The organism is bacterium, from assembly GCA_035528375.1.
In the GTDB taxonomy this organism is placed as follows: Bacteria; RBG-13-66-14; RBG-13-66-14; order RBG-13-66-14; family RBG-13-66-14; genus RBG-13-66-14.
In genome coordinates, this window is the sequence record DATKYS010000030.1 from 38519 (window position 1) to 47123 (window position 8605).

6 protein-coding genes are annotated in these 8605 nt (G+C 70.6%); 4 read left to right on the top strand and 2 right to left on the bottom strand.

Translation table 11 applies throughout. From position 1 onward, the window contains the following. The first annotated feature begins 18 nt into the window (after window positions 1–18). Genes VM054_01825 through VM054_01840 form a run of 4 tightly spaced genes read left to right on the top strand, consistent with a single transcriptional unit; the run spans window position 19 to window position 6266 of the window. Window positions 19–1926, top strand: a complete 1908-nt coding sequence (locus tag VM054_01825) for an ATP cone domain-containing protein (protein HUT97798.1) — start codon at window positions 19–21, stop codon at window positions 1924–1926. Further along, on the top strand, window positions 1914–2297 hold the full coding sequence (queD, locus tag VM054_01830) for a 6-carboxytetrahydropterin synthase QueD (GenBank protein ID HUT97799.1): 384 nt from the start codon (window positions 1914–1916) through the stop codon (window positions 2295–2297). The genes VM054_01825 and queD overlap by 13 nt, the downstream gene beginning before the upstream one ends. Further along, window positions 2297–3001, top strand: a complete 705-nt coding sequence (locus tag VM054_01835; protein HUT97800.1) for a 7-cyano-7-deazaguanine synthase — start codon at window positions 2297–2299, stop codon at window positions 2999–3001. Before queD ends, VM054_01835 begins: the two co-directional genes overlap by 1 nt. 4 nt (window positions 3002–3005) lie before the next feature. Continuing rightward, entirely contained in the window at window positions 3006–6266 is a 3261-nt protein-coding gene (locus tag VM054_01840; protein HUT97801.1) for a hypothetical protein, read from the top strand. 245 nt (window positions 6267–6511) lie between these two features. On the opposite strand, the gene VM054_01845 is transcribed toward VM054_01840, so the two are convergent. Together VM054_01845 and VM054_01850 are read right to left on the bottom strand one after the other, a co-directional pair. Further along, window positions 6512–7672, bottom strand: coding sequence for a PQQ-binding-like beta-propeller repeat protein (locus VM054_01845; GenBank protein HUT97802.1), 1161 nt, complete (start codon window positions 7670–7672; stop codon window positions 6512–6514). Then, window positions 7669–8394 carry a hypothetical protein gene (locus tag VM054_01850; protein ID HUT97803.1) on the bottom strand — a complete coding sequence of 242 codons (726 nt, stop codon included), beginning with the start codon at window positions 8392–8394 and terminating at the stop codon, window positions 7669–7671. Before VM054_01850 ends, VM054_01845 begins: the two co-directional genes overlap by 4 nt. Window positions 8395–8605 lie beyond the last annotated feature (211 nt).

Here is an 8605-nt window from a genome sequence, read left to right on the forward strand (position 1 = left end):
CATCTGCCCCTGACACTCTTGAAGCTGCGCGACGGTCGCCTGGTTCCCTACGACAAGGAACGGGTCTCGGCCCAGGTGATGGCCGCCGCCCAGGCCGTCGGCATGGAGGACCCCCTCTGGCCCGCCGAGGTGGCCGAGGCGGTCACGCTCTACCTGCGGCGCAAGACCGCCACCGGCGTCCCCACCGAGGAGCAGCTCGAGGACGCCGTGGTGAAAATCCTGCTGCGCACGGGCCATGTGGACATGGCGAAGGCCTACGTCCTCTACCGCAGCCAGCGGCGGCTGGAGGAGGCCCAGGTCTTCGATCATCGCCTGACGACCCACCAGCTCGACCTGTTGGAGACCAACGAGGGGTCCATCCTGGTGCGGGACCTCTCGGGGGAGCTCTTCCCCTGGTCGCGCCAGGGGCGTATCTCGGCCATCGTCATCAACTCCGGCCTCGACCCGTCCATCGCCGAGCAGCTCGTCCTGGAGGTCGAAAAGATGCTCCGCGAGGCCAAGCTGTTTCCCGTTCCACTTCCCGTCATCCTCTCCCTCCACGCCCTGAAGCTCATCGAGCTTGGCGCCGGCTCCTACGCGGACATTGATCCGGTGGCGGTGCCGGCCCAGCTCGTCCGGAGTGCGCTCACCCAGGGGCGTATCGAGGACCGGACGCCCCGGGAGGCCGTCGAGACCTCCGGCGGCTACATCGTCGGGCAGTACGCCGTCTCCAACGTGTATCCCAAGTCGGTCCGCTACGACCACTACCACGGCAGCCTGCAGATTCGGTCCCCCCAGATGGTCAACCGCTTCCTCTCGGCCGGGTGGAGCCCGGAGGTGGGCCCGGAAATCGGTCTGGGGAGCTACACCACGGAGAGATGGCTGGAGCTGATGAGCCTGCCGGACCGCCTGGCACCCTATTTTTCCCGGATGGAGCTCCCGCGGTTCGACGTCCTCCTGGCGCGGCTGGGAGCCGGTTCCGGGATGGTGGACCTCGACGTCGCCGCCATGCTGGGGTTGCGTTTCTGGCCGTCCTCTACGGAGCGCCTGGTCATCGGCCTCGGCGCCGGGCTGGACACCTCGTCCGACCTCGCCGCTTACTCCCTGACCGTCGCCGGGCTGGTGGACCGTATGGACCGGCGGGTCGAGCTGGTAGTCGAGGTGGGGGAATCCTCCGACGAGGGATTCGTCGCAAAACTGGTGGAGGCCTCCGGGCGGGCGTGCCTGCGCTTCACCCGCCCCCGCGAGGTGCAACCTACGCCGAAGGCCGGGGCGGGGGACGTGCTCCGCAGCCCCGTGGCGAGCCGGGTGGCGGTCAACCTCCGGCGCGTCTCCACCTCCGGCGCGGGCAAGGCGGACCAGTTGGGAATCGAGGTCATCGGCCACGCCCTGGAGGCGGCCCGGGTGAAGGCCGATTTCCTGCGGTCGGTGGCCGGACGGCGCTCGTCCGGGGTGCTCGGAGGGCTGGTGGACGGCCTGGGTCTCGACTGGGTGAGCGCGGCGGCGGGAGTGGCGGAGCTCGAGCTCTTCGGCCTGGACACGGCCGTCTTCGAGCTGACCGGCGACTGGCCCTCCGGGAACCCGGAGTCGGCAAAACTCCTCGGGCGACTGGCGAGGAAGCTGGTCCGGGCGGCCCGTGATTTTTCCGAGAAGCTGGGGCTGACCCTCGTCGTCCGCGCCGGTGTGGACCCCGCTCTCGAGGGCTTCTTCGGGATGCTGGATCAGGTGGTGCTCGGCCTCCCGGCGCCGCCGCCATCGCTTTTCACCCTCTCGCCTGACGCGGCGCACCTCTTCCGCGGGCCCTACGCCCCGGCCTGGCCCGACGACGTGTCCGTGGAGCTCTGGACCGTCCTGGACCCGGAGTCGGCCCTGGCTTGCATTCGGACCGCCCTCGACGCCGGGGCGTCGTCGGTTTTCGTTCAGAAGGGCAACCCATGTATCTCTTGACCGTTACGGGAAGCTTTTCCTCGGCCCACGCGCTGCGGGGCTACGGCGGTCCCTGCGAGCGACTCCACGGCCACAACTGGCGGGTCGAGGTGACCGTTTCCGCACCTCAGCTCGATGGGCAGGGGCTAGCCATTGACTTCAGGGTGCTCCGGGAGCACCTGGGGAAAATTTGCGACCGGCTCGATCACCGATTCCTGAACGAGCTGGAGCCCTTCGACCGGCTCAACCCCACCAGCGAGATTTTGGCGAAATACCTGGCCGGGGAGCTTGAGTCGAGCTTGAAGGGCGCCGACGCGCCGGTCCGGGTACACGAGGTCCGCGTTTGGGAATCCGAGGGTGCCTCGGCCGCGTGGCGGAACGAGGAATCGTAATGAACGCGAAGACCCTCGTCCTCCTCTCGGGTGGGCTGGACTCGTACGGCGCGGCGGCCGAGCTGCGGGCCGGCGGTCAATTGGGCGCGACCCTGTGGGTGGATTACGGCCAGCTCGCCGCGGAAGGGGAGCGCGCGGCGGCGGAGTCGCAGGCGGGGGTACTGGGCGTTCCCCTGCGCGAGACGGAAACGGACCTCTACCGCGACCTCCCCCGCACCGGCGCCCTGATCGAGGGCGGGCTGGAGGACGACGCGGACGTCGGGCGGTTGTGGGTTCCGGCGCGTAACGCCGTCCTCTTCAGCCTGGGGGCCGCCGTGGCCGAGTCCCTGGGGATGGCCGCCGTCGCGATGGGGTTGAACGCCGACGAGGCGGTGGATTTCCCCGACAACAGCCCCTCCTTCCTCGCCGCCGCCGACCGCTTCCTCTTCCTCGCCACCGCCGGCCGGGTACAGGCCGTGTCGCCCACGGTGCACCGGACGAAGCGGGAGATCGTCGCCCGCCTGCTGGACCTCGGCCTCCCCCTGGACCGTATCTACTCCTGCTACCGTCCCCCCGACGCCCGCGGCCGGATGTGCGGGCGGTGCCCCAGTTGCCGGAGGCTCAAGGACGCGCTGTCGGCGAACTCAGGCGCCCGAGGGGTGGACCTCCTCGGCCGCTTCGCCCCTGCCCCCGGAACCTCCGCCGCCGGCGGGCGTACAGGATAGTGCCATGCTGGAGCTCGGACAGGTTCTGGCGCGGGTGCGAAACCGGCTGAGGGCGGTGCGGTGGGCGCGGTGGGCGCTCCTCTTCCTGGTCGCCCTGGTCGCGCCGTTGCCTTTAGTTCTCTTCGCCGTCGCCGCCGGGCTGCCCTGGTTGCTGGGCTGGCTGGGCTGGCTGGTCGCGGCCTTTCTTCTATTTTACCGGCCCCTCCTCTCGCCGAGGGCGGTTTCGGCGAGCCGAGCGGACATCCCGCTGGCCGCGCGCACCCTCGAAGGTTCCGATACATTTCTGGGCGACGAGCTCTCCTCGGCCGCCGAGCTCCTGGATTCACCGAACCCTTTCGCCCGGCTCCAGGTGCGGCGTGCCGAGAGGCTGCTGGCCGCGGCGAAACCCGACCTGGGAGACGTCTGGCGGAGCGAGCTCAGGCGCCCCCTGACCGGGGCCTTGGGGGCGCTCCTCGTTTTCGGTCTCGGGGTCCTCATCGGTCCGGGGAGCTACGACCTGGGTTGGCGCGGGATGTTGGGCGCGGACACCTCGCCGCCCGTCCCCCGGCTCATCGAGGTCGAACCGGGTAACCTCGAAATCGCTCCCGGGTCTCGTGTGACCGTCCGGGCCCTCTTCGATCACCCCCCCCGGGCGCCGGTCCTCCGGCACCGGCCCCTCAGCGGCGGACCCTGGCGGGAGACCGCGCTCGAGCCGGTGGACGACCCGCTCGTCTTCGCCGCCGCGCTGCCGCCGCTGGAAGAACCCCTCGAGTACCAGGTGCTCCACGCCGCCGGCGCCGGCGAAAGGTACGCCCTCACCCTCCTGCCCTCCCCCCGGTTGAGCGGTCTGCGCCTGAAAATTACACCTCCGGCGTACACCGGCCTGCCCCCCCGCGAGCTGCCTCCGGGCGAGGGGAACGTCATCGCCCCCGTGGGCAGCCGCATCGGGCTCGAGGCGCTGGCGACGCCGGAGCTCTCCGCCGCCGGGCTCGAGTTCGAGGAATCACCGGCCGTCCCGGTGGAGCCGCTCCCGCTGGCCGCCGGTTCCCGTCTGGCGACCTCCTTCACCCTCCGTCGGAGCGAGGGCTGGAATCTCCGCCTCACCGCGGCGAACGGCCTCGAGTCCGCCACGCCGCGTTACCGCCTGGTGGCCCTCCCCGACGAGCCGCCTACCATCGTCCTCGACGAGCCCGGGGGCGCCGTGGACCTGGACATCACCATGACCGTCCCCCTCTCGGCGCGGGTGGCCGACGACTACGGTGTTTCCTCTCTCTCGCTGGTTTACTCCCGGCGGGGTGAGGGGGGCGGCGTCGGAGAGCCGGAGCGCCTGGTCATCGCCCGGAACCTCGGCCTCGTGGCCCGGGTGGATTACCGCTGGAATCTGACCGGGGTGGACCTCCTCCCCGGTGAGGAGCTCCTGTGCCGCCTGGAGGTAACCGACAACGACGCCTTCGCCGGTCCGAAGACCGTCCCGTCGGCGGGCTTCGTGGTCCGCTACCCCGGCATCGAGGAGATAGTGGAGGGGGAGACCTTCGCCGGGCCGCTGGACTCCCTCGAGGAGCTGGGGGAGCGGGAGGAGCGACTGGCCCAGCGGATGGAGGAGCTGGCCCGCGAGCACCGCGGCGAGGAACGGGTGGGCTCCGAGGAACAGAGGCAGCTCCGCCGGCTGATGGACGAGCAGGCGGAGGCGGTGGCCCGGGCCGAGGAGGTCGTCCGCCGGCTCGAGGACACCCTGAACACCCTCTACGAGAAGAACCTCATCACCCCCGAGAGCTTCGCCAAACTCTCCGAGGTGCAGGGGCTCCTGGAAAAGGTCCTGGACGAGCGGCTGAAGGAGCAGCTCGCCTCGCTGCAGCGGGCGGTTGAGAATCTGGACCGGGCCGAGATCGAGCGGCTGGCGGCCCAGTTCAATCAAACCCGGCAGGAGTTCGAGCGCAGTCTGGACCGGATGCTGGAACTCCTCCGGCGGGCCGAGGCGGAACAGCGGCTGACGGAGCTGGTCGAGCGGGCGGCCGAGGCCTCCGAGCGATCGGGGGAAATTCTCGAAGAGCCGAATCCCGAGGACGCCTCCGACCAGGCCGGTGAAATCGAGTCGCTCTCCGAGGAAGCCGAGACGGTCCGGGAGGCGCTCTCCGAGTTGGCGACCGTGGACGAGGACCTGGGCCGGGCGGCGGAGGAGGTGGGTGAGGCGGCGGCGGAGCTGGCCGAGTCCGGCGCGGCGGAGCTCTCCTCGCAGGCGGCGGAATCCCTGCAGGCCGGCGAATCCCGGTCGGCGCGGGGGATGCTGGGGCAGACCTCCCAATCTCTGGGCCAGTTCCACCAGAGCCTCGCCGGGACCCTCGCCGAGCTGAGGTCCAGCCAACACCGCAAGCTCCTCGAGATGATAGCCGCTCAGGTCAACGCCTTGATTCTCCTCTCCCGGTACCAGGAGCAGGTCGTCGGCCTTATCGCGGGCCCCGGGTCCGCGGAGCGGAGCGGAGAAATCGGGCGGCGCCTGGCCTCCATCTCCGCCGGGGTGCGCCGGGTGGCGGTGAACCTGGAGGACGTCTACCGCCAGACCGTTTACCTGGACTCGGATCTCCTGGACCAGTTGGAGCAGCTCGCGGTCAGCCTGGATTCCAGCGCGGCCGAAATCGCCGCCGGGGAGAGGCCCAACGCCTCCCTCACCGGGCGCCAGCTCGCCACCCTCACGGCCGTCGGGCTCAAGCTCCTGGAGATACAGGGGCAGGCCATGAGCGCCGCTAGCTCCACGGGAATGAGTGAGCTGATGGCCGCCCTGGGGGAGCTGGCGGCCCGGCAGCAGGGGGTGAACCAGCAGACGATGCAGGGCGCGGGCGGGATGCCGATGCCCATGCCCGGCGGGTTCAACCTGGCGCAGCTCGCGGCCCGGCAGGCGGCGATTCAGCAGGGTCTCGGGGAGCTCGCGCAGAAGTACGGCGAGATGGAGGGCATGCTGGGTGATATTGGCGAGATGGCGTCCCAGGCGGGGGGAATCGAGGAGCTCCTGCGCGAGGGACGCCTCGGCGAGCCCACGCAACAGGAGCAGCAGCAACTCCTGCGGCGGATGCTCGACGCGCAGCGGTCGCTGAACGAGGAGGAGCTCTCCCGGCGAAGGGAGTCGCAGCAGGCGAGGCCCTACACCGTCCAGCCGCCGCCCCCGCTCGAGGTGGAGCGGCCGGAGGATTTTGGCGAGCTGCGGCCCGCCGATTCCCGGCTCGAGATAGGGATGTTCCCGCCCGAGTACCGCCAGGCCATCGAGGAGTACCTGCGCCGGTTGGGGGAGTGAGGGGAGCGCGATTCATGATGTAGGGCGGGGACTTTTGTCCCCGCCACTTTTTTACCCCTCACCCTTAGTTGCGATGGCGTAGGGCGGGGATTCCTATCCCCGCCGTTTTAACATTTCCTACCCCGACCCTCACCCTAACCCTCTCCCTAAAAGGGAGAGGGGACATGCGGGCGACCGTGGAGGACTCGTCCTACCGGTCGCCCCTACGGCGAGATTCGCGGGGCATAGACGTAGGGGCGGGTTTTTTAATTTACCGGATGTCCCCGGGCCAGGACCACCAGGCGCCCGTCCCGGCCCGCGACGTACACGGCGAGCCGGGCGCGTTCCTCGTCGGTGAGCTTCAGGTCCGCCGGGGGCGCGAAAAGGGTGGCTCCACCGCGCAGGCCCGGTTCGCGGATGAAGAGCCAATCGAGCGCGACCCGTCCCGACCCAGGCCCTTCGGGATCGAAGGGGGTGCCCGCGAGGTCCAGGGCCGCCAGCCGGTTCCAGCCGAGGGGGATGATCAGCTCCCGGCCGCGCAGGACCGCCCCCGGCCGGGGGATCCACCCCAGGTCCACCTCCCCCGCCGGAGTGCCGTCTTGGAAGAAAAGGAGCCTCCCCTCCACCGTCCCCACGGCCAGCCCCTCCCCGGGCAGGGCGTAGAGGGCGGAAGGCGGCGCGCCCAGCTCGTGGTACTCCACCAGCGGCGCGGCGGGGTTGTCCGGCGAAAAGCCGTACAACCGGTTGTCCCCGCAGGCGAAATAAATCATCCCCCCCAGGACGGCCGGTGCGGCGGTCAGGCTCCCGCCGGTCCCGTAGCGCCAGAGCTCACCGCCCTCCGGGTCAATGGCGATCACGGTGTCGCCGGCGCCGTAGAGGAGCGTACCCCCGACCACCGCCGGCGGCGAGGTCGCGGGCAGCGGAAATTTCCGCGGGGCGGAATCGGCCGGGTCTGCCGGGTCGAGGGCCGCCCAGCTCTCCCGCCCCAGGCAGTAGAGGGTCGTCTCAGGTTTCTCGCCCCCGGTCGGCGCGGTCTCGGCGAGGGCGAATCGGACCGGTCCGCCGCCGGGAAGTCTTCCGGCGAAGACGACCGTCCCGTCGCCCTTAATCAGATACACGCCGCCGCCCGAGTCGCCCGCCGCCGCCAGATTGGGTCCCGCCGCCGCGAGGTCGGTGGGCTCGGCCGCCAGGGGCAGGACCCAGGCCAGGCTCCTCGCCCCACCCAGCGCCGCCAGACGCGGCTCCGCCCCCCCGAAGGCGACGAACACGCGCCCGGGCGTGGGGCATACGATTGATAAATCCGCGCCCGGCGCCAGGGTGTGGCCCTCGTCGGGCGCCGGCAGCGGCTCCAGCTCCACCGGGACCCCCGGGAGGAGGCCGGAAAGGACGAGCGGCAGCCAGGCCAGGGTGAAAATCAAGGCCATCATCGCCCCTCCGCGTCGCGGCCCCGCAGCATGTACCAAAGCTCGCGCTTCGGGACCAGCTCCTCCCCGGTGAGCCTCTCCACCACCGCTTCCCGGGAGTGCGGGCGTCCCAGCCGGTCGCGCCAGACCAGGCGCGGGAGCACCGGCCCGAGCTCCTCGGAGCACAGCCCGCAGACCGAAAAGGAGTCGTCGAAGGGGCCCGAGGAGCGGCAGGGGTCGCACCACTCCCAGGAATAAATTTCGAGGCTGCCCGGGTCGTATCGGGCGTCGAAGCCCACCCAGCCCGCGTGAACCCCGGGAATGACCCGGAGGCCGGGGAGCTCCCGGGCGAGGGCCTCCCGCCGGTCGGCTAGACCGGGATCGGTCACGACCAGGACCGCCGGTCCGTCGCCCAGGGCTTTTACCCGCTCCACGAGGGCGCCCGGCTCCACCTCACCAAAGGCGACGTCCGGGGCGTGGGGCGGGGGGAGGCGGTTGGGCAGGCCCCGCCGGATTTCAGCCCGATAGACCTGCCGCAGCACCGTTTCGCTCTCCTCGATCCCGCCCGCCGCGACGTAGAACGGGGGGCGGAAGAGCGGGTCCGGGGGCAGGTCGGGGCGCAGGAAGAAGGCGACGATTCCGGGGGTGCCGGACGGGGCGATGCAGAGTGTCAGCCCCCCGTCGTCGGCCGCCGCGGGCCCGAGGGCGGGGAACAGGAAGACGAGGGGGAGGATTTTTTTGAGCATGGCGGACCCCGCGGCGTTTGCGGTTCCATATTAAACCAAACTCGGTCGCCGAGGCCACCGGGTCGGGAAAAAACGACGGGCGACCGTGGACGGTCGCCCCTGCGGAAGGGATTTACGATTTATAGACGTATGGCCGGGTATCCGCACCCGCACGCCCCTCTCCCTAGCCCTCTCCCCAATGGGGAGAGGGGGCCGCGACACCCCCCCCCCC

Bases quoted from the DNA above. Each gene is read 5' to 3' on its own strand.
- VM054_01840 (HUT97801.1), top strand. From the start codon at position 3,006: ATGCTGGAGCTCGGACAGGTTCTGGCGCGGGTGCGAAACCGGCTGAGG.
- queD (HUT97799.1), top strand. From the start codon at position 1,914: ATGTATCTCTTGACCGTTACGGGAAGCTTTTCCTCGGCCCACGCGCTG.
- VM054_01835 (HUT97800.1), top strand. From the start codon at position 2,297: ATGAACGCGAAGACCCTCGTCCTCCTCTCGGGTGGGCTGGACTCGTAC.
- VM054_01850 (HUT97803.1), bottom strand. From the start codon at position 8,394: ATGCTCAAAAAAATCCTCCCCCTCGTCTTCCTGTTCCCCGCCCTCGGG.
- VM054_01845 (HUT97802.1), bottom strand. From the start codon at position 7,672: ATGATGGCCTTGATTTTCACCCTGGCCTGGCTGCCGCTCGTCCTTTCC.